Source organism: Enterobacter cloacae complex sp. 397G4, from assembly GCF_050031515.1.
GTDB classification, from domain to species: Bacteria; Pseudomonadota; Gammaproteobacteria; order Enterobacterales; family Enterobacteriaceae; genus Enterobacter; species Enterobacter hormaechei_C.
In genome coordinates this window covers 26261-47651 of the sequence record NZ_JBLGWE010000002.1, presented here as the reverse complement: position 1 = coordinate 47651, position 21391 = coordinate 26261, and the positions used below count along the sequence as shown (strand labels likewise).

Genomic DNA, 21391 nt, shown 5'->3' with positions numbered 1-21391 from the left:
CCGGGGCCTTTTTGCCCCGATTGGGTAGAGTTTATTAAGAAAGTATTTGATGAACTAGCTTACTGACTTCAATAGACAATAAAGAAGTATCATCAACTGTTACGAAAGTGTCCGTTTCAAAACCAATTATTTCATCAGTCTTAATACCAACACCAACGATTTCTATTCCATTACATTTAGCCTTTTCCATAACTTCGACGATAGTAAATTCCGATTTATTCGGATAACCATCAGTTATAAGAAAAATTATTTTCCTATCGAATTGGCTGTCAAGTAACAGATCAACAGCTGCCATTAAAGCAGATCCCGTAGGGGTATAATAACCCTTACATCCAAGAGTGAATTTCGATAGAGATTCCTCAACGCTTTGATCAAACGTTTTGATAATCTCAAATTCACTTTCCTTGAAGGGAAAAACTATATTGGAGACATGCATTTTTGACAAACTTTCAGCGGCCATCGATAAAGCAAGATCTGACTTAATGGCATGAATATATCTTTCATCATTAGCCATTGACGCTGAAATATCACGAACTAATACGAGGCCAACATGCCCTCTATTTTTAGATTCGCTTTGAGCTCTGAAGACATCACGAACTCCCATTTGTGACAGAATTAATCGATTTCCATCGAAGGTAATTCCACGCTCATGAGTTTTGTTTCGGCCACGCATTTTAACCTGCTGTAAAACAGACAAGTCGCTACCGATTGAATGACTCAGAGACAAAGCCTCATTGTAAACATTCAAATCGATAAGGAGATCAGGGATATCCCATTCAGAAGCACCGAATTCGGCTTTCACGTCATCGGATACTTTTGATGCAATACCTTCAATCTCTTTAGCCAAAGCATCGTGATAATCTTCGCTATCCTCATCACTGCTAAGAAAGGCATCCAACAAATCTGCCAGTATCTCCCATTGAGCCGATGAAAAGTTACTTTCATCTTCAACGTTAGTCGAACTGGCTTCATCTGATTCACTCTCGGAAGGGTTAATCGCATCAGTATCGTCTTCAATAATGTTATCACCCGTGGGATTGCCACCGGTGGGTTCATTATTTCCCTCGTTATCTTCAGCAAGTTCTGAAGGCTCAGAACATCCCTCTTGAGCAAGATCAGCGTTATCGGAAGTATCTGCCTGACCTTCACTATCGTCCTCAGAATCATCCTCACGACTATCAGTCGACGTAAGCGATTTATCTTCTGATTCGGTATCGGTATCGGTCTCGGATTCATCATATGCCTCCTGCTCCTCCTGCTCTGTCTGCTGCTGTTGTTCCTTTGCCTCATCCCGCAGTCTCTCTAAAAGAGCCAGGGTCTTACGAGCAAGGGATTCACAGCCCTGAGTATTTTCACAACCAAGAGCATCATGAAAAATTTCCTCAACATCAGAAATTACTGGAGAAAGTATCTTTTGGGCATAGTCAAAAAACGGATCGAGGGTTTCTTTGTGACCTACCTGCTGAAGGACTTTTACTCGCAATGAGTTAAGCAGATACCACTCAATAAATAGGACAGGATTTTCCGGACGAGAAGATATATCAGGAGTCATCCTTCCGGCTTTAACCATCAGTGCGTAAGTGGCTGCAAGCCGCCGCTTTGCATCCGGATAATCGTTACCAACCTTCTCTTCCATCTGTACATCATCGAACAGATTTATAAGCCCGGTAAGACGTTTTGCCCTGCTATAAGCTTTACGTTTCTCAGCGAGGCTCTCAAACTCTGCATTCATTCCGTCATCGAAGCGTGTAAACCCTTCAGATGACATGAGAACACTATTAAAGGCGTCACTGTAAACCTCACTGACGGTATAGCGACCATGACCAGCTTCATGACAGGTAAAACCTTCAATCAGACTGACAAAGTCATCATCGCTATAATCGCCGTTTGGTAAAACACAAACTTTATTGACAGGATCAAAATACGGTCCTTTGGTATTGTCGTCTATTACAACTCTTACATCGCCTAAGCCGCTAATGACTTTTGCTATATTCTGTAAACGCTTAATATGGCGCGGCGATGATTTAAGATCTAATTTCATAGAATACCTCTTTATAAAAAGGGGTACTCACCCAGATGGTGAAGTACCCATCTGGGGTTTTTAATAAAGCAAACAGTTACCAGCCTTTGAGCTCGATATCAAAACCATTTTCAGCATTGTCTTCCTGTTGCGAAACTGATTTCTCAGGTTCAGCTACAGAATCAGTGTTTGAAAACGTGCTGTTTTTTATATCGTTCTCTACGACAGGTTCAACCTGAAACACATTTGTTGAATCTAAAATAGCTTCAATACCTGTGTTCTGTAGCGCGTTCGGTTCTGTTTGTGAGCTTTGATTAAATGATCTGGTAATAGATTCCAACCAGTCAGTAACCTTTTGCTCTCCTGAAATAATACGCTTTAACATTGAAGCATCACTCATGAAATAAAACCACTGCTGTAACACCGCAACGTCGCGAGGTTCAGAAATGGCACCTTTAGGTAAATTATTCATTATGTGTTTTATAGCTTCTGCAAGTACTGCCGCCTCTTTATGTATAAACATGAAGCTAATGATCTTATTTTGCATTTGCTTCAGTCGGTCAATAGTACTTGAGCGCAAATTATTATTTTTACTAATTTTTTCATAAACCCTCATTGCTTCTTCTGCCAGATCTGTTATCAATTGTTCCTGATAGTAGTCCTGGGTTTCATCACCTTCGACGCTAATAGGCGTAAAAGGAATAAAGTGAGCAATATTAAATCTAAAGGATTTTATGAAATCATCTTTAGTTAATTTCAACTGATCAATCAAAGAAGACATTCTTGGGCTTCTATTTTTTTCAGCCTCAATATGCATCTCATAATTGTCTACAACGTTTTGAATACCTGCCTGAAACTCTCGTTCAATCTCTTGGGCCCCTTCCAGAAACTCTTCCATACTGGAAACTGGTAAAATCCACATATTGCTATAGCGGATGCACAAGCGTGAGCAAAGGGTTGATATTCTGCTGGTAATCGTACTTTTGAAGCTAAGGGCTTTTATGTCAATCCAACGTACTTCGCTTTTAGATACGCTTTTTTGATCCGTAATATCATCTCCATCATAAGACAAATCGATTTTATCGGTTCGACGCGATCCTTGACAGCCACTTATTTCAATTTTTGTTATAACTGCACCTTCCAGTAAATCTGGATATGATTTTGCAAAATTCTCAGAGATTTGTTTTGCAGATACTTTGTTAAGCATTGAAGTATTTAAAGTCATGGGTTTCTCCAAAAAAAAGGGGAAACCCTCCCCAACGGGAAAGATTTCCCGATAGGGTTGATATTAAAGCTTCTCTGGTGCAATTAAAAGAATACCGGGAAACTCAGCGGCAACATCATCATTGCCCATTGCTCCCTGACACATATAACCTTTTAATTCCATTTCTTTAATTAGACCTTCCATATTTATTTTACCATCATGATAAAACAATAAAGAATAGTCGTTATTCAGTTGCATAAGTCCAGTAAAATTAGTTCCGTTTTTTGCTATAGCAATGGTAGCAGCACCATCCGTACTTAAAAACGCACTAAATTCAAGATGGGATAACTCTGAGATACAAATATCAGAGGTTTCATAACAAATCCCATCTAACTCGACTTTTTTGCTGTGAAATACTCCAGCGATTTATCCTTGTCTTCGCCAAGAGAAAGATCTATAGCTTGAAGAACAAGATCGACCACATGTAAAGGTAAAGCAGAAGCAAAAGCTATTTTGAAAGTGTCAAGAAGACTAAAGGTTTTTAACGTCATCGACGTGCCAACCCAAGCTACTAATTGACGAATATCCATCACACTGTCTTCTGTACCAGAGTCATTTACTGCAATCGCTACTCTTACGAACTTCTCAATGACCTGAAAAGGCAAAGAGCTATATCGTTTAGTAAGCACATTGGTTAAAGCAACTTTGTCGGGCTTCTCCATTTCAACTATCAAGAACCGCTTTATAAAAGCTGCATCTTGACGTTGAGAAGAAACGAACCGGCGAGCGCCTCCACTCATGTTTGTGTTTGCAGTACCAATAAATCGCGTGTAGCCATTAGCAGTTATAACCTCACCACCATTAGCACTGAGTGACCAGGGCTTACGTTCAATGGGCATGTGAAGTTTTGCTGCCGTATCAGGATCGATTTTGTCCACTTCATCCAGAAGAATGAGGTGACCATTACGAAATCCCGTTACCAAATCGCTGTGTACAAAACCTGTATTACCACCATTAAGACTGCGCTCACCTTCAAGCTCATCAACTCGAATATTGCTGTTGATCTGCTTAATTGTCAGCGGCCAATTCATCATGTGGCTAATGTACATTACCATTTCAGTCTTGCCAGAACCGGACTCACCTTTAAGACACACACTTAAATCTATATCCGGACTGATAAGCAGTTTAACCACTTGTTCAAGTATTCGGGGATTTGGTATGTAGTCTTTGTTCAGCGGAGCTCGATACGAGGTTTTAGTTTTGAAAACAGGCACAGCCATCTTTGGATCCATTTCTGGAATACCAAAAAGGTCCTTTGCTAGAACTAAAAGATACTCACCTTTATCCACATAATGTTTTAACTTTATAACATCCGGGGAAAGAAGAGCTTCTAATTTTTCATAAGCATCAGAAGATGTTTCATTTAACTTCATAGCGGCATTAGACATTTTTAACTCCGGTAAAATGCAAACACCGCCCTCTGGCAGATGTTTGCCAGTGGCATTTTATTTGAGATTCATTTGGCAAATAGTTGCCATCAGTTTCCTGATTTGAGGCACATTATAACCAAGATGATTTCCCACTATTTCAAAAGCTTCAGACATGATCCATTCAAAATGATTTTCGAATATTGGATTTATTTCTAACTTGCCAAAAGCGTTTCGTTTAGTTAACAGATCACATGAAACAAGCTCGTCAAACAACTCTAATGTGGATTTAAAAGCTTTTATGTAAACATCCATAATTTCCCTGTCAGTCCATTTAACAGCCAGTTTTTTTTCTGACATTAAATAATCCTGATCAAAGAAGATGTCCCAGCCCATATCGTCATTGCAATCATGCAAAATGATTTCATCATCATTCCTGCATTCAGCTAATTTCGTGTTTTCACTAATCGAACGATGCGAATGATAATAGAGCCATGATTTTAATTCCGCTCTAAATTCACATGCATCAAGTCCATGAGATAAACAAGTGTATTCAAATGATTTTGACATATACCACCGTGTTTCAGCTTCTAAAAGTGGATTCACTGTGATATTACCATTGTCATCTTTGAAGAATAACTTTCTCCTCAACACTAGTTCTTTAATGATTTCCAAAGACTCTTCCATAGCGGATAGAAAAACAACATACACATCCTCAGGGGTCCATTCTATTACCAGACCACCCAAATCTGGGTTATATTCTTCAACCGAATATAGATAATCTGTTTCTGCTGCAAAATTAATTGTATGCAAAATCTGATTTTTAAGTAATTTGGATTTTTCATAAAGGTGATTTTCACGCCTTTCAGAATCATAATTTATCTCAGAAATGTTACTTTCATCTGATTTAAAGTTTAATCCGGACGTGTATGCATCATTTAAATGCTCTTTGGGTGAATCAACTATTTGCGTTATTTCATCTTCATCTATATCGAATATAGAAAAAAAACTAAGTTGATTACTACTTATTGCAGTAGCCCTAAATTTTTGTTTCATGGGGACTCCAAAAGGAGAAATCCCATGAAGGGATTTCTCCCCTTTAGGGTGGGTTTAATGTCAGATCTGATTAAAGCTACTTTGTCCAAAACCTTTTAGAGGTTTAGGTATGTGAGCCAACTTACTTGTTGCTACCACTCTCATGTAGTCAAGAGGATGTTCTCTCCCTTCAATCATAATAGTATCGACAACAATATAACCGGAGACCATCAACTCATCACCCTGATTTATACCAGTGAAACAGGTTGAATACATTTCAGGCGACACCTTGATTTGAACTGAAAATTCTCTCTCAGTGATTTCACCATCAACTTCTGTCTTCATCCTATTTTTGAGCTTTATTAACAAACCTATACTCTGGTCAGTCATTTTTTTCTCCACAGCACTGATAACTATCCCGGACACTTTTACTTCATTGATATATTCAAGATATGACATTTTCCGCTCCTCGATTTGCTCAAAGAGAAGCCCCGTTAGGGTTCCCCCTTAACAGGATTAAATAAATTTATTAGTTACATACATGAACGTGCAGACTACCAAACAGGCAATTCCGGCAATATGTAACCAATTTCTTGTTGGTTTAGTTGGTGCAATCGCTAAAGAGTTCTCCAACTTCTCTGTTACAAGACGTCGATTCTCTGCTTTAGCCGCATCATCTAAATATTGAGTTTCACGCTTAGCGAGAGTCTCAATTTTCGATTTTATTGCATGGTCCCATCCTTTAGTTTCAAAAACGCTTAACTCACTAAAGGTGTGCGTCATGAGATCTTCTGGGAAACCCAGTTTTTTCATTAACGGACGAATGGTATCATACATTTTTTCTACATTTTCGTAGTGGGCCTTTACTGCGACATCAAAACGCTTACGTAAAGTTAATTTTTCACGTTTGCAAATGATGTCCGAAACCCAATTTATTAACTGCTCATTTTTGAGTTCACTGGCTTTTTCAAGTGAGTAATCCAGATTATCCACGTCAAGAAATGAATTTAATCCGTATTTTTCAAACTCCTCAACAAGATATTTATCCAGTTCAGTTAAGCTTTTAAAAAGTGGTACATCTGGGGAAGCTTTAAGAAGCTTATAAGCTCCTTCGAAATCAATTTTCTTGACCACGAGCTCCACAACATCCACATGATAATAGCTTGAATAAGCAGAAAGCTTTTCGGCCAACAAAGACACAGGCTTAAGAGACTTAAGTTCAATGATATTTGGGCCGTCCTCATTCAAAATAACAATCAGTTCATTATCACGTTCTGTATATTTCATCAGAACTTCTAAGAGCTGTTTGTTTAGCGCCTTATCCATCTCTGGAATAATTTCACTAAAGGTTTGATGAAGGGCTTTACTGCGAGCTTTATTTTTAGACATTTGGGGTCACCTATATATAGTAAGAAGGAAGAAACAAATTTTTGTTTCAACACGAAGGCAAAGCCTGTCATTCATCTCCCGTAAGCTATGAACCGCCTGATTTATACTATCTGGCATTAGAAGTACGCAACAAAAATAGCCCCAGGAGGAGCTAAATTAGTTACGGTTTGGTAAATTCAGATTGCCTTTTGCAGGCATGGGAAGTGCACCAGCGACAAAGGTGACATTTTGCCGGTGGTGTCTTACAGCTTGTTTAAGCTGGCCGCTTTTCACGGCTAAATCAACGCTTAACGCGAAAGTAACTTTAAGCAAAGTTACTCAAATTTGGGAGCTGATATTTAAGCTCATTGTTTTTATACTATAGCTTTAAGCATAAGTAAATGCCCATATCGAATTATTCTGTATAAAGTGGAGAAATTCGAATATTAGCTGCTTCTTTTATCTTTTCTTCACTGCATTCTCTTAAAAAGAAAGAAGGATCACCATACCACATTACAAAAAGTTGCTTTTCTGCACGCGTAAATCCAACATAAAGCAAACGTCTTTCTTCTTCTATTGCCTCCTCCCCAACTGATCTTTTACTTGGTATCTGATCCGCATTACAACTCATTATTATTACTTTATTCCACTCAAGACCCTTTGAACCATGCAAGGTTGATAGGACTACTTTCTCTGGGCTGTATTCCTCGTCCTTCTTCCTAGGGCCTAATGACATTGCAGCAGCACGATTTATCATATTCATCCAACCAGTCTTTTCTGCCCACTGTTTACAAGTGTCTAAAGCAATTTTTGTTAAGGTTGCTGTACCTTTATTACTCCTCATCTTGATTGACGACGATTCCATCCATTTCGTAAGGTTGGCGAAACGTTTTGCTATCTCAACTTTATCAGAACTTTCCTGGGTAAAGCGCACGAAGTTTGAATGTAATGTTTTTGTTTCGAGAGAACTGTCCTCCGGGATGGCAAGGTCGCCAAAAGTAACTTTTCTTCCTCTCATACTCAATGCCACTTCATCCAAAACTGATTCCTGTTCTCCAAACAATGCCAATACTCTCTTCATTAAGCGAGGATCATTTGATTGTCGGAAAAAGGCCATAAGGCTTAACACATCGCTTGTTTCTTTTTCATCCCAGAATGATTTACCTCCGTAACGAATTACTGGCTGTTCGATCAAACTTTCTAGCTCATCCAAGTGAGCATTATTGCGGCTTAGAATTGCCCATCCATGTGGATCCTGATTTATAAGGCTTAAAATACCCTGTATCTGTTCCTCCATATCTACATATGAACGAAAAGTGACCTTTCCCCCTCCCTTTTTTGCCGAGCGTAACTCTTTGGCATAACGGTAAACATTCTTTCCTATCAGTGCTCCGGCCACCTCTAAAATTTCAGGTTCACACCTAAAGCATGTGTTTAAGTAAAATATGTTAGGTCTGAAGTGTTTTTCAAACTGTTGAAATATTTTGACTCCTCCTGAGGATCTGAAGGAGTAGATGGCCTGATCATCGTCTCCAACTATACTCGTATAGACTCCAGCTCTTGTATGCAATGCTATCCATGAGAATTGTATAGAGTCAGTATCCTGAACTTCGTCTACTATCAAATGTGTCAAATCTAACGTGCGCATTTTTCCCGAATGCATTTGACCGACAACAAATTTTGAAAGAGCATTGAGGTCCGCCACATGGTCTTTCTGGCATAACGCCTGATAGGTATTAAACAAATGGATCTGTTGTCTGTTATGCCGAACTGAAATCACATCCGTATCCATTTCTCTGCCGATAGCATCAATAACGAATTCAGCTTCAGCAAACTTCATCGTTACACCGGATTCTTTCAAAGCCCGGTGAATGACAGATCTCTGTGCTGGCCCTATCAACATCTTTCCCGGCCAGCGAATCATGTCCAGTTGCTTCTTAACGAGTCCGTGAAAAGTATCCACCAGCACCCGGTCAAGATCCTTCTTGCTCAATCGCTTTTGTAACTTTGCTGCAAGTGCGTTTGTTGCAGCGCGAGTAAAGGTCACCATCCCGATTCTTGCATATGGATACTTTTTGAGAATCGATATAACCGCTTCTATCATGGTGAACGATTTGCCTGATCCAGGCGCTGCTATCACCATATTGTTTGCGCTAGCATTCTCGATAACAGGTCTTTGCTCTTCTGTTGGCTTACCCATTTCAACCTCATTACTTCGTTTTAATAATTATACATTTTTATAAAAGCGCTTTTCTTGTGTACTGCTGGTTCTACTGGAAATCACTTTTTTTCCTTTTTTATGCAATCAGGTTGTTTGTGAAACGCGTGACTATGGAATAATGGTTCCATCTCCAAAAGACATTACAAAAAGGGCTTTAAATGAAACTTTTACGTTTAGTATCTCTGGTCTCTTCTGTCGTCATTGGTTTTTCCCTATCGGGTTGTGCCGGTGACACCGGCACTACGCCAGGCACCGCTCTGAATGCGTACAGTCACGGCCAGTACTGGCATGCTAATGCAAATGATTCTGTCGCCAAGAATGCCTATTCGTTTGCTGGTTTCGACGTTAATTTTAAGGAGCAAGAGGTTACTCCTGGAGGGGATGCCGACAACTTTCTTTCTAAGTATCTCATCAATAGTTCGATGGGCTACGTAACAGGCGGTCTAAAAGGTTTTGGGATCATGAGCCTCAGCTCTTTGTACAGTTCTTCTGACGCCGAATACATCCAGGTCAATCAATACCTAGTGTTCGTCCCCAATCCAAAAAAATTGCCTTACAATGATGAAAGTTTGGTACGTGAGGGAGCTAAGTATGTTTTTGAGCATACAAAAGCAACTCAGGCCTCATTTGGATACAACCCTGAAAAACAGAAAGCAGCTCTGGCCACATGTAAAATTGATATGGCAGTCGTCAATAAATGGAGTACCTGTGATCTGCCCTCTAAGCCTGATGCTGATGTTTTCCCTACAGATTCAATGTACAGCTTTCAGGCGATTCGCCCCGCAACAGGAACCGAAATTCCTGAGCTAAACCTTCCCGCTGGTGATTACGCTGTAATTCGTTATGTGTTCATCCCATTTAAAGGAAACGAAACAAGCGCTGATTTTTCGGGTATCATTTTCCGTTCTGATAGCCCAAATACAACAACTCCAGGGGGTGTTGCAGCCTCCATCAACGGAAAAGATTATTACCTCTTTACCGGTGAATACGGTAAAAAAGGCTTCCCAGAAAAAACATTGAAAGCCAAGTAATTAAAAAAGGGGCCTAACGGCCCCTTCTTCAATATTTCGGCAACTGCTTGCCCGTAACCGGATCCAGCGTAGTTGAACCTACCTCACATATGGCCGGTCGAGGTAAATAGCTACAATCTACATTTTCCTCTTTTATAGCCTGAGCATTTTCTTGTCTGGCCTTTATCATATTTTCTTCACCGCCCATTGCTTCCTTGGTACGTTCTGATGGAAGTTGATAGTTCTCATTCTGGAATGGTAAGTTTTCCACAATTGATTCTTCGGAGAATTTTGAATATTGATCAGGAACTTCTCCTACCTGAACTGCATCATTAATCCACTCCGTCAGATCAATTTTATCGAAATCCAGTTGCTGTATTTGCTTTATTGATAGCCCCACGCAATTAGAGGCGACAGGGTCTATTCCTAATTGCGGATAAGCTTGTTGCATAATAACGCGTGACAACATGGAATTATAACAGCACATGTCTGTTGCTTTTTTAACGCATTTCTTTGTGAAACCAACATTCAGATATTTGACGCATCGTTCCGTATCTAATGTAAAACAGGATTTTTGATTCTTATGAATAGAAGCTTCCATCTCTTTCTGGTCGCATGCTACCAACATTTCTAAAAGCATTTTAGTGACCTGATAGGCTGTATAAATCCAACCGATCACGTTTAATGCAAGCATAAAGTTTTGAACCGCAGCCGAGAAGACAACCTCTCCTCCGGTAGTAGCAACGTTCTTAAAGACAAAGTCACGAACTGTATCTGGTAGCAATTCGTAGGCTTTCTTCATTGCCATCTGCTTAAGCTGACCTATACCGAAGCTGGACATTGTTTCCTGTGCCAACTGGCCAGCACCTCCTGCCCCTCCAGAAGTTGCGGAAGACCCAACTGCCCTGCTTAGATTACCAGCGACGTTTTCATATACGCTCGTTAAGGAGCTCGTGACGTTGTTCCACATTTGCCCTACTGTTTTACCAGCTGATGCAGTCCACTCTCCGACCGCATTAGACATAGAAGCCCATGTACCTGTATCACCGCCGGTCCATTTTATTAGCTGAGCATTAACTCTGGTCCAGTTTGTGTTTCTGATCATAGATCCGGCAAGCATGATACCTTCAAGTGCTCCTGCGGTTCCCTGTGGTGCTTCGCAGCAGTCCGTCTTTGCCAGGCCATTTACAAAGCCTACTGAACGACCACACCATTCAGGTTTTCCTTCAAAGACGGAACATGAATTGGCATCGTTAGGGTCTTCGCATTTGGCTTCGCCCTGCATGTACTGAACCATGTTTGAATAAGCCGCAACTTTTCCAAAATCGTTGTTCTCTTCCTTTGGCCCAGTTTCGCATGTTCCACCTGAACATGGGATCATGCCAACACAGGCATTTGTAGAAGATTCAACCTCCCGAACTACATCCTTCCCTCTGTCACAGGTGTATTTCTGTTCATACATGTAGCAACTGTTAGTGCCCTCATCGAACCAACCCTCTGCACATGTTTGTTTATCGAGTACACATGCTGCATCATTTTTATAAGCACTACATGCATCAGGCATACTCTTTATTTCTTCATAGTTGTAACAGAGGTCCTTTCCATTAGCGTCTTTCATAATTTTTCCACTAGCGTCATAAGAGCAAATTTTGTCTTTGGCCAATGGATCACAAAAGTAGCCTTCAAGGTTTGTCTTCCAGGTAAGAAATCCTTTATCACCTTCATACAGAGGCTTTGCCAATGAAAGCACGCTTTCCGGAAGCCGTTTTGTGCCAACATCCATATCTTTAAACCGATCGAAACGGCAGAATGTATTCGGAGCTTGTACAGCATCGTAACAACCAGCTGGTTCCTGGACGTGCTTATCTTCGAGCTTCATATTTTCAAAAGTCAGCTCAACCTCAAAATACCCTTCACCCTTCCCACCAACCCATACTCTGGATGCCATTGTCACTTCTCGATCAGGCTCCTCATACACCGATTTTCTGACCTTATCAGTCACATCGTAAACCTTGTCGAGTTTCCACGATTTTTTTAACTCCCAAGATCCCTTAGGAGCCGGATAGTCACTTTCTCGATATGCACCATCTATGTGAGCAAAAATCTGCGTGCCATCAAGTGTTACCCGCATGTGGTCATCCCACTCCGCGTTAACAATCTTTGCTGAGGCCAATTTTGCATCCGGATGGAATTTTAATGTCAGTTCGTTATCATATACCCCGTCACTCCAGTAGTTGTCATCACGGCGACCAAACCATATACGCACACAATTATCGCCGCACATCGACATGTCTCCGTTTCCGCCTGAAATGTAAACAGGGACTGAAAAATCACGGGTTATCGTGCAGCTGCTGAAGTTATCTTGCTTAGGCGAGTTACAGTAGAACTCTTTGTAATCAGGATAGTGTGTGGTTACTGTTTTTTTAGAGGTCTCAACATTACAGTTCTGAAGCCAGTTTCCAGTACCAGCAACAGCATTTGTTATCTCATTTCTCCCCGCAGTAAACATGGGATCGTTAGGCTTTATAGATGATGCCGGGTTGTCCTTGTTAGCATTTACGAGGGTGCGGTAGGCAACGCCATCATAACTTTGAGCATCAAATAACTGGCTTTTCCGATTCTTTATATCGTTTACAAAGCCATCCTCATCCCCATAACGATCTGCGGCATTGAACTTAATATCGCTGTGCTTTTGCTCTGAGCTGAAAATCTCTCCGGTATTTGTTTTGGTTCCAGGAGTAGTATTGGGATTACTGCTTATACCAATGTTGCCATTAGCATCCCGAGAGAGCAGCTTTGCCCCTTCCTTGGTATAGTTTGAATTGATTGTCCCTCCAGACATACTCGGCAGTTGTACGGCGCTACCAATGGACTTTCCATCGGATGCGGCATTTTTCATGACACTTTCATTTGAGTTCCCTGCCCCATACTTTCCGAGATTAAGATTAGCGGATTCGGCTTTACCCACGTATTTCTCGGTGATCTTCCCACTGACATTCTCGCCTGAATCCGCATTCTTGTACTTCTCAACAATGTCCTGAGCACTGGTTGTCGCATTGCGATTTGCGTTAGGATTAGCAAGATTAAAGTTACTTTCGAGCTGGTCAAATATAGCGTCTGCCGCATAAATACGAGGAGTCATTACCATATTTATGAGAGAGATATAAAAAGCCCAACTCATAGTATTGGCAATCATTGATGCAATAATAGTTGAAGCTATCGTTTTTCTAAGTTTCATTATTTTTACCCTTAGAAATCAAGCGCCTGGTATATATCTGACGCAACAGTCATTGTAACGCCACAACATATAGACATAATTATCATTGCCTATTTTTTTGCGCCCACCTTTAAGGGTTGACCAGTCATGTACCGAATCACCAAGACGATGACAGCAATCCGGCCCTTTCGCCTCAGGAGTTGGGAAAAGCATTGAAAGCCGATACTGGGAACGAGGTGTAAAGTATTCCCACGTTTTCTCACACATTGCGTCTGCTCCCATCGTTCGCATCAGCATTCCCTGGCGATGTAGTTTAGTCAGAAGACGCTGGGTTATCAGTGAACTCGTCCTTACAGCGTCATCATTTGCGTAAATGTGGCCGGTTAATGGATAAAGGTTGCCATCGCATCCGGCACAAAAGTATGCAGCGAGATTATCCTTTCCTGCTGTTACTGCTACACAGTCAGCAGCGCACACCATTGAGGCAATTGGGTTTGCAAAAACTACTGCCTCTGGATTCAGGACGAGTGTAAGCAGATCACTTTCCCACATAGGGTCCACTTCGCTTATATAGGTCAGGCTGGCATCTATATAGGGTTCAGCAGTGCACTCGCCAATAATCAGTAATTTGAGCATTGTCATGATTGGGAACTCCCAAAGATGAACATCGTAAAATCCGGCTTCAGTTGCTGTCATTGGCTGATTTGTGTTGCTTTTACCAATATCAAACTGCGATTTTTGAAGCATCGTGCCTTCAAGAAAGGGGCTGCACCAGGGGCTCTTTACAACTTCTACAATCTTCACCGGCTGAAAGAAGCTCAATTGCCAACCTATTTCCGGTACGCCGTTCTGATCTGTGCAGTAGCAACCCGGACGTGAAGGAGCAGCGCCTTCTGGAGCTGCCCCTATGCCCATTATCCTCATGGGAAAAATGCAGCTCCAACAGATATTCTTAATCAAGCCCTGCCACACTCCAGCTGACTGACACATAGCCCCAGGGACTCCAGCATCTGCTGCCATAGCCATACCCGGTATAGAAAGCGAAAGCATAACTGCTACAATGAACTCTAAAAGTAACTTTTTGAATTTTTTCACCATCATGCTCACTTGGATGTAATAAATGTTGCAACACTTTCGATATAGTCGACGGCTTTGGTAAAATAACTTCTCATCTGGTCCGGATAATTTAGCGTCAGCCATGTTGCAAAGAGAGCGCCTATAATAAATCCGAGTTTCATCTTATTTTTCCTCTGAAAGATTTGGGGCTCCGATACCACGGACTTCTGCCTCGCTAAACAGGGTGATCCGGAATTTATCTTGGTCAGTAGTTATAAGCGCAGGTGTGTTTTTAATCTGAAAGCGTGAGATGATCTGTTCGTTAACTTTAAACACCTTACCGTTAAATTTTTCACGTAAATCATTTAGGTGATCCCATCCATTATCTTTTTGGATACGGGTAAACATTGGCATTACTTTTCCACTACCCAGACGTTGTCGATACTGCTGCTCAGCCCATACCAGCTGGCCCGGATTGAGTGGATCGAAAATTATCATCGTCAGGTTTTGAGGAAATCTCGAAAGTGGATTAATCAACTCACCGGCGGAAGCTATTACACGGCCCTGCTTATCTTTTACGTCCTGAGTGACCCTCACTGTAGGGTCAATTAAAAATTCTTTGTGTTCCTGGGCAGGAGGGAGGTCGACCATCCATTGATTTTTCCATGTGTCAGAAACGGCCCTTTTTTTTGCACCTTCCCAGTCATATTTTTGTGCACGTTCTTCCAGTTCTTTAATGATGCTCTTTTCTTCAACGGGATAAGTGGTACCAGCAACCGGGAAAATATCCTGATCGGGTTTTTTAGCAAGTTCTCGCTGAAAAAACTCAACGTTGAAGGAGCCTACCATTTTTGCAAAACGAGCTTGCTCCCTAGAAATAATTGTCGGTACTTGAGTTACTTGATACTGACTGAAGCTATCAGGATCAATTGTAATCAAAGGAGATTCAAATTTTCCTTTGACAATCATTTGGTTTATTGCTGCCTGTGTCTCTGGTAGCCGAGTAGTTCCTTTCTTTAGACCATTGAAAACTACACGAGCTTTATGCTCTGAGGCCGTACGTAGAAGGTCTTCCAGTACATAATCCGGCAAGCTAAATGAAGCAAAGATCGTTATTCCATTTTCAGTTGATAGTGCTTCTTCACGTGTGCTATCCATTTTTCTTTCGAAGTCAGCAGCTGTGATGCCCGAGGAACCAAACAATTTTTCGATATTTTTAGATTGTCCTCGCATGACTTCCGGCTTATTTTCCACAGCTTTCAGAGCCGCTTCATTAAGGCTGGCGTTTTCTTGAATTTCATCACGTCTTCTAATTATATCGTTGACAGCTTCAGAGTTATTACTTTGGGCCCTGATAGCCTGGGTATGGTCTATAACTGCTTGAACACTATCCGCATTCATACCGGGGACGTAACCACGGTTTATTTGCTTGCTCAGGTCCTGGTTTTTTTGGAGTGCTTCAGCTTGCGCTATGTACTTCTGCACATCTGGTGATTTTAGCGTAGCATCAAGGCTAAGAGCCCCATCTGGCTGCTGTGCACCTTTAGCCTGTGCCCCAAGCCCTTTTGCTTGCTGAGCGATTAGGTCAGCATCATGTTGATACTCAGTGCTTGCATTTGTATTACTTAAAACTGCACATAACGCAAGTCCAGGAAGTATTGGTAAATATTTTTTATTTACATTAAAAGATCGCATATGTTTTCCCAATTACTGAATTCAGCTTTACTGTTCCCCAAAAACGGGAATCCCATGAGTGATCGGTTTGCCCAATTAGGAAAACTTCGCCTTCAGGAATTATCAATTCTTTTTCAATCAAAATGGACGGAATATTGTATTTCTTCGAAATACGACGTGCATTAGCTTCAAAAAATTTGTCCCCGTTATAAACCCCATCCATTGTTACTTTAAGTTTGTCACCGCCCACACCGGCAACAATTTTTATGACTCGTTCATTTTCTGGGATAAAACGTACCGATTTCGGCATGTTAAATGCTATGAGTTCACCAGTTTTAATACTTTTATCCGAATGATCAATCATATAAAAATCAGCAGGCAGGCACCCATTCAATAAACCGTATCCAAATGTATAACGGGTGAAAAAGACACACATAACGAGAATCAGCAATAAAATATTAAGGGGGACATACCAATCCAGTATAAGCAGCCCTCTCTTTTTAGGTATGTAGTCGCTCATATTTTTCTCACTGGCACTGAAGAATATTTTTACTAGGCAGATGCACCTCTATCCAAGTAATTATTATCCATGTTTTTCAACGCTCGGAAGTCTGCAAACCAACCTAATATTCACCTATAAGAATGTTAATTCCTCAGCATGTATACGCAGCTTTGTTAGCGGCCATGAAAGATGCCTTTGGAGCAAAGTTACTTTCCGACATTAATTTTTCAAAGGTCCAATTATTGGGTATAAAAAAGCCGGGACATAATGTCCCGGCTTTATATTTAAAAATTAACTACTCACTGCTTGGTATTGATACAGTGTTTTCAGACTTACTTGCCTCTTCAGCCGGTCCGAAAACTGTCACGTGCTGTGTTGCAAAGTCTCCACTATCATCATAAGCAATTACTTTTATGTCCTGCTTACCACGGTTAAGGTTTTTAGAAAGTGTAGCCGTACTACCGAAAACGTTCCTTAATTCGCCGTTGATGAACCATTCATATCTAACCATTTTTCCATCAGTATCATCACATTTATTGGTAAAGCTCCAGCTTAGGTTGGTTTCCGTGTAGCTCAATGTACAATTAGGCACTGCGTTTTTAACGACATCAAACTCAACAGATGCTGAACCTCTCTGTCCAAGTTTACTAACAACATCAATTGTAATCTCGTATTTCTTTTCTTTTAAACCCGAGATCAGTTGAGCCCAATAATTTTTGCCGCTGGGTATTACTTCACCGTTCACCTTGTATGTGACCGTATCTATCGAGTCCGCCGAATGAGATAGCTTGATGTTTGACCTTAAGGTTACATCGAGTGGAGCTCTCATATATTTGTTAGAGAACTTGGGTGTCATCTCAACGTTCATTGGCGTTTGTTCATCGACAACAAAGGTATTTTCGATACGCTGTTCATTGTTTCGGTTATCTTTGAAAACAACCATCAATGTATATTTGCCAGGATTTTCAATTGTAAATTCTTTGGTGTCACCTTCATCTTTAGTGATTACCAGATTCTCTTTGTCGTAGATCCATTCACGGGAATAAGTAACACCAGGATAGTCTCCATCCTTAATACCGCTCAACGCAACGCGTAGGGTGGTCGGTGCCATGTCGTATTTAAGTTTGGAGCTTATTTTCATCTCGGGAAATTTATAAACCCACGATTTGACAGAAACTCTACGGGTAGAAACCGTATTCTCCTTATTGTCCGCTAACCATGCACTGTATTCAAAAGCAGCATATCCCTGTTTATCCAACATTTGCTCAGTAAGGGTAACAGACAGTGAAGAGCCCTTAAATGTCTGGCCATCCGGTGTTTTCCATTCTTCAACTACGTTATTACCATTCTGGTACTTACTGTTAGGGTTCGTGAACTTACCTTCCAAAGTAACTTTTTGACCAACCTCTACCTTTGAAACCCCCGTTACCGAGACAGAAAGGCGCTTGGGTTTTGCGGCTGCCAACCGAGCAGACGTTTCCTTCCATGAAGACTCCTCTGCCAGTTCATCGGAATCAAGGTAACGCATCCGGGCATAAATCGTAGACGGTAGGGTATCAGCTGAAGCCACAGTGTAAGTTGTATCTCCCTGCACCCAGTTGACTTTATCCTCTGACCAGAGAACCTCAGCGGTGCCTGCTGGTATAGGTTCATCGTTATCAAGCAGGGTTACAGGTATATCTGAGCCCTGAAGAATGTCTGTAACATCTATACTGAGCTTAGGCTGCTTGTAGGTAACTACCGTTAAGGCATCTGTGTAGGAAATCTTGGATGTGAATTTATTAGTCATTTTTGCCCTATAAAGCCACTTTCCTACTTCTGTCTTTTTGATACTTACACTTCTCTTTCCGGTCATGTCGGAAAGCATGGTCCAGGTTTGACCATTATCAGAGGACTGCTGCCATTCGGTGGGGGCGAGTGCATCAGAGTTAGCCGTACTGGCAGATTTGAAGCTTACCAGAGTACTAAGTGGGATCCTTCCGATAATAAGGCTTTTCGACAGGTTACCCTCCAGTTCCTCACCTTTATAGATTCGAATGCCTACAGCACTGGTCTCACGTTTCATTTCAAAATCAGAGAATGGCGATCTGACCTTAGCCACACCAACCAGACGCATATTACCCAGATCCATATTTTCAATTTTAATCTTGGTTTCGACAATGCCCGCATCATTGACCGGCAATGCTTCAGTCAGCGCAGTTCTTTCGTATGTAGTTTTATAACGGCCTGTTTCTGGATCTTTGCCGTATACACTTTTTTGAGAGTATATCGTGACGTCCCATTCTCCCATTGTTTTACGGTCAAATGCACTTTTACGTGTGGAGTTGTTATAACGCCCCACTGTTACCTTTAAGGGCACTTCAAGAGATGTGGCTGTTTTTTTGTCATCCACTTCCATCGATGCTCGAATATTGAAATCAGGCACCGTATATACGTTGAGGGTGTCTGTAGTTCTTAATTCTGGATCCTTTGAGTATTCTACAGCTATGTCAAAGACGTTCTTTGTCCACAATGGTGCAGCAGCAACCTTGACCCTTTGTACAAAGGTCGTTGCATCGTTGTTTGAGGAACGATTTTTAAATGACGTTTTGACAGCCTCAGAGCCGTTTTGAGAGACGATCATCGTAACGTCAGCTGGTACCACCTTCGCTAATATTCGAGCGGCCTCCCCCCCGGTCGTATAAGCCAGAGCAGTGTTCGGATTGATGCCTGCTATGACTTTATTCTTTTTGTAAGAGATGATCGGGTTGTATGGTAATTGTGTGGTCAGAGTACGGCGATTCCTTGCGGAAACCGCTTTAGAGCCCTTCCCGTTAATCATATAGACTTGATAGTCGAGCAGATTCTCACCTGTTTTATTAAAGAATCCAGTTAGACCCGGGGTACGTCCTTTAAAATAGAACTCCAACCCATCAGGGACATTGTTCCACTGAGGGTAGCATGCTGTAACATCTGATTTTTCCCCATACCAGGCGAGGTAAGCATTCGCATTTTCCTCTGTGGTAAACAGAGTGCATTTATCACCAGCTGTTTGACTAAGCAGGTCCGTATACTGACGTACGCGCGAGTAAAGAGTTACGTTTTTTTCCAGATTCTTAAGAGTGAATCCAGTAGGTTGATAAGTGAACACGGTACTGAAATTTACGTTTTTTCCATAAAGGTTTTCAGCCACCACAGTAATCTCGTGATCCGAATTAACTGCTAAATCGTCTCCAACCGGCAGGTAGTAAATACCTTTATAATTTGTAGGTGTTAACGAAACTACTTTGTTGTCTATTGTTACTGATTTTATGTCAGCAACCCCAGCCTGCCCCTGGAAAGCTGCAACGATAATCTCGTTCAGGAAGTATACGGGTGCTCGTTTAGTTAATACCTGCCCATCTTTGAGAACCATAAGCGTTGGGTTATCAGACAGCATCAGTTTGCTTTCAGGCTCAGTGTACGTAGAAGAGTTTTTGCTCGTATTTTCTACTGTAAAAGTCGCTGCGTAGGACCCGTTTATAAGATCCGTTAAGTCAAAGATATAGAGGTACTCATCACCGACTTTTTGAGGTCCACTTACCGGCTGTAAAGTTCTACGTAAAGGGGTTGCCCAGGACTGTTTGAAATCAATCTCAGTGCCATCATCTAAAGTCACTTTAGTCGTCGGCTTAAACACGCCATCCGGAGTCATAGTGAGCGACATAGCTGTTGGGAGCCACCATTCACCTTCTGTTTCTTGCTGGGGTACCTTAACGGCCACAGCAACGGTTTTGGCTCCGGTATAGATGTCCTGGCCACCTACTTTGATTGTTTTAGCCTCATCGGTAAAATTCCAAAGTGTATGGTCTACTACAGGAGGCCGATAATCCCAGTTAACAACAAGCTTTTTGGATTCAGGAGGTGCGAAATAATTATTCTTAGAGTTTGCTGTAATTGTGATATCACGTGAACCCAAAAGTTCATCTGTATCACTGGCCTTAATGCTTCCAACTTCAATGGTACAGGAAGTTCCGCCAATAGGTACTTCACAGGCGGAGCCTGAACCTATTGAGATGTATTGAATATAATTGCGGGGTTCAACAGAAACAGCGATATCTTTGATCGCTTCATCCTTTAAATACGATTTGAAAGAAAAGCCGTCATAGACTAATCCGTTCAGGGATGATTTAAGACCGGTGATAGTTGGTTTTACCGGTGCCACACTTTTGATTGAATATTCACCTTTTACTATTTCAACTTTTTTCCGTTCAGAACCAGAGAAGTAAGAAATCTTGTAAGGTAGTTTTAAATCACCGGTGGTGTTGGGAACGCCTGAAAGAGTGAAGCCGTTAGAAGTTAATCCCAAGGTATTGGGTAACCACTCGAAAAAACAAACGAGGTTATCAACAGAGGAAGTCGCTCGATCATCAACCGTTACATTACAGGCTGTGCCTGCACCTGAGGCAGTGATAGTGTTAGAATTAACGTATGCAACAAAGTCGCCCGGCCCCGGGTCAAAGGATACGGCTGGCAAATCAGCCTGTAGCTTTCCTGAAATCATAATCGCTTCAGCATAGACCGCTTTAATCGGAGCAATTAAAGAAAACAACAGGGCTAAACCTAAACCTGATTTTCTCATGACGAATACCTGTTTTTCTGAGCAAAATTAAACTCACTTTACGATGAAAAACAGAAA

The 21391-nt window shown here is 41.4% G+C and carries 14 protein-coding genes; 1 reads left to right on the top strand and 13 read right to left on the bottom strand.

Annotated elements, in window-relative coordinates; genetic code table 11:
• Nucleotides 1-34: 34 nt before the first annotated feature.
• The 8 genes from ACQG1Y_RS23825 to trhI all read right to left on the bottom strand — a co-directional run bounded on the left by ACQG1Y_RS23825 (nt 35) and on the right by trhI (nt 9254).
• Nucleotides 35-2041, bottom strand: coding sequence for a VWA domain-containing protein (locus tag ACQG1Y_RS23825; RefSeq protein ID WP_000762700.1), 2007 nt, complete (start codon nt 2039-2041; stop codon nt 35-37).
• Between the two features lie 76 nt (nt 2042-2117).
• A complete protein-coding gene (locus ACQG1Y_RS23820) occupies nt 2118-3245 on the bottom strand; it encodes a DUF3150 domain-containing protein (RefSeq protein ID WP_000174396.1) in 1128 nt (375 codons plus the stop codon).
• 63 nt (nt 3246-3308) lie between these two features.
• Nucleotides 3309-3482, bottom strand: a complete 174-nt coding sequence (locus ACQG1Y_RS23815) for a hypothetical protein (protein WP_426737247.1) — start codon at nt 3480-3482, stop codon at nt 3309-3311.
• A gap of 131 nt (nt 3483-3613) precedes the next feature.
• Entirely contained in the window at nt 3614-4672 is a 1059-nt protein-coding gene (locus ACQG1Y_RS23810) for an ATP-binding protein (protein ID WP_000063335.1), read from the bottom strand.
• A 57-nt stretch (nt 4673-4729) separates the two neighbouring features.
• Nucleotides 4730-5707, bottom strand: a complete 978-nt coding sequence (locus ACQG1Y_RS23805) for a hypothetical protein (RefSeq protein WP_000810361.1) — start codon at nt 5705-5707, stop codon at nt 4730-4732.
• A 60-nt stretch (nt 5708-5767) separates the two neighbouring features.
• Nucleotides 5768-6145, bottom strand: a complete 378-nt coding sequence (locus ACQG1Y_RS23800; RefSeq protein WP_000120822.1) for a hypothetical protein — start codon at nt 6143-6145, stop codon at nt 5768-5770.
• A 57-nt stretch (nt 6146-6202) separates the two neighbouring features.
• Entirely contained in the window at nt 6203-7075 is an 873-nt protein-coding gene (locus ACQG1Y_RS23795; protein ID WP_000041927.1) for a hypothetical protein, read from the bottom strand.
• A 394-nt stretch (nt 7076-7469) separates the two neighbouring features.
• On the bottom strand, nt 7470-9254 hold the full coding sequence (gene trhI, locus ACQG1Y_RS23790) for an IncHI-type conjugal transfer helicase TrhI (protein WP_000517885.1): 1785 nt from the start codon (nt 9252-9254) through the stop codon (nt 7470-7472).
• Nucleotides 9255-9433: 179 nt separating this feature from the next.
• Between trhI and ACQG1Y_RS23785 the strand changes: the two genes are divergently transcribed.
• Nucleotides 9434-10306 (top strand): hypothetical protein, encoded by an 873-nt coding sequence (locus ACQG1Y_RS23785; protein WP_000771834.1) that lies wholly within the window; start codon nt 9434-9436, stop codon nt 10304-10306.
• A 28-nt stretch (nt 10307-10334) separates the two neighbouring features.
• Here ACQG1Y_RS23785 and trhN read toward each other — a convergent pair whose 3' ends face one another.
• The 5 genes from trhN to rsp all read right to left on the bottom strand — a co-directional run bounded on the left by trhN (nt 10335) and on the right by rsp (nt 21334).
• Complete coding sequence (gene trhN / locus ACQG1Y_RS23780; RefSeq protein WP_000776701.1) at nt 10335-13523, bottom strand: IncHI-type conjugal transfer protein TrhN; 3189 nt, start codon at nt 13521-13523, stop codon at nt 10335-10337.
• 18 nt (nt 13524-13541) lie between these two features.
• Nucleotides 13542-14597: an IncHI-type conjugal transfer protein TrhU gene (gene trhU, locus ACQG1Y_RS23775; RefSeq protein ID WP_181231580.1), complete on the bottom strand. Its 1056-nt coding sequence runs from the start codon at nt 14595-14597 to the stop codon at nt 13542-13544.
• Between the two features lie 144 nt (nt 14598-14741).
• Nucleotides 14742-16253, bottom strand: coding sequence for a TrbC family F-type conjugative pilus assembly protein (locus tag ACQG1Y_RS23770; protein ID WP_001256132.1), 1512 nt, complete (start codon nt 16251-16253; stop codon nt 14742-14744).
• Nucleotides 16240-16752 carry an IncHI-type conjugal transfer protein TrhF gene (gene trhF / locus ACQG1Y_RS23765; protein ID WP_001286760.1) on the bottom strand — a complete coding sequence of 171 codons (513 nt, stop codon included), beginning with the start codon at nt 16750-16752 and terminating at the stop codon, nt 16240-16242. The genes ACQG1Y_RS23770 and trhF overlap by 14 nt, the downstream gene beginning before the upstream one ends.
• A gap of 277 nt (nt 16753-17029) precedes the next feature.
• The gene (rsp, locus tag ACQG1Y_RS23760; protein WP_001232109.1) at nt 17030-21334 is read right to left on the bottom strand and encodes an IncHI-type conjugal transfer protein RSP; all 4305 of its coding nucleotides are present in this window, start codon (nt 21332-21334) and stop codon (nt 17030-17032) included.
• Between the last annotated feature and the right edge of the window lie 57 nt (nt 21335-21391).

What these genes read in the sequence shown, in the direction of transcription:
- ACQG1Y_RS23810 (WP_000063335.1), bottom strand. Translation starts at nt 4,672, where the DNA reads ATGTCTAATGCCGCTATGAAGTTAAATGAAACATCTTCTGATGCTTAT.
- rsp (WP_001232109.1), bottom strand. Translation starts at nt 21,334, where the DNA reads ATGAGAAAATCAGGTTTAGGTTTAGCCCTGTTGTTTTCTTTAATTGCT.
- ACQG1Y_RS23800 (WP_000120822.1), bottom strand. Translation starts at nt 6,145, where the DNA reads ATGTCATATCTTGAATATATCAATGAAGTAAAAGTGTCCGGGATAGTT.
- ACQG1Y_RS23820 (WP_000174396.1), bottom strand. Translation starts at nt 3,245, where the DNA reads ATGACTTTAAATACTTCAATGCTTAACAAAGTATCTGCAAAACAAATC.
- ACQG1Y_RS23805 (WP_000810361.1), bottom strand. Translation starts at nt 5,707, where the DNA reads ATGAAACAAAAATTTAGGGCTACTGCAATAAGTAGTAATCAACTTAGT.
- trhI (WP_000517885.1), bottom strand. Translation starts at nt 9,254, where the DNA reads ATGGGTAAGCCAACAGAAGAGCAAAGACCTGTTATCGAGAATGCTAGC.
- ACQG1Y_RS23770 (WP_001256132.1), bottom strand. Translation starts at nt 16,253, where the DNA reads ATGCGATCTTTTAATGTAAATAAAAAATATTTACCAATACTTCCTGGA.
- trhN (WP_000776701.1), bottom strand. Translation starts at nt 13,523, where the DNA reads ATGAAACTTAGAAAAACGATAGCTTCAACTATTATTGCATCAATGATT.
- ACQG1Y_RS23815 (WP_426737247.1), bottom strand. Translation starts at nt 3,482, where the DNA reads ATGCAACTGAATAACGACTATTCTTTATTGTTTTATCATGATGGTAAA.
- trhF (WP_001286760.1), bottom strand. Translation starts at nt 16,752, where the DNA reads ATGAGCGACTACATACCTAAAAAGAGAGGGCTGCTTATACTGGATTGG.
- ACQG1Y_RS23825 (WP_000762700.1), bottom strand. Translation starts at nt 2,041, where the DNA reads ATGAAATTAGATCTTAAATCATCGCCGCGCCATATTAAGCGTTTACAG.
- ACQG1Y_RS23795 (WP_000041927.1), bottom strand. Translation starts at nt 7,075, where the DNA reads ATGTCTAAAAATAAAGCTCGCAGTAAAGCCCTTCATCAAACCTTTAGT.
- ACQG1Y_RS23785 (WP_000771834.1), top strand. Translation starts at nt 9,434, where the DNA reads ATGAAACTTTTACGTTTAGTATCTCTGGTCTCTTCTGTCGTCATTGGT.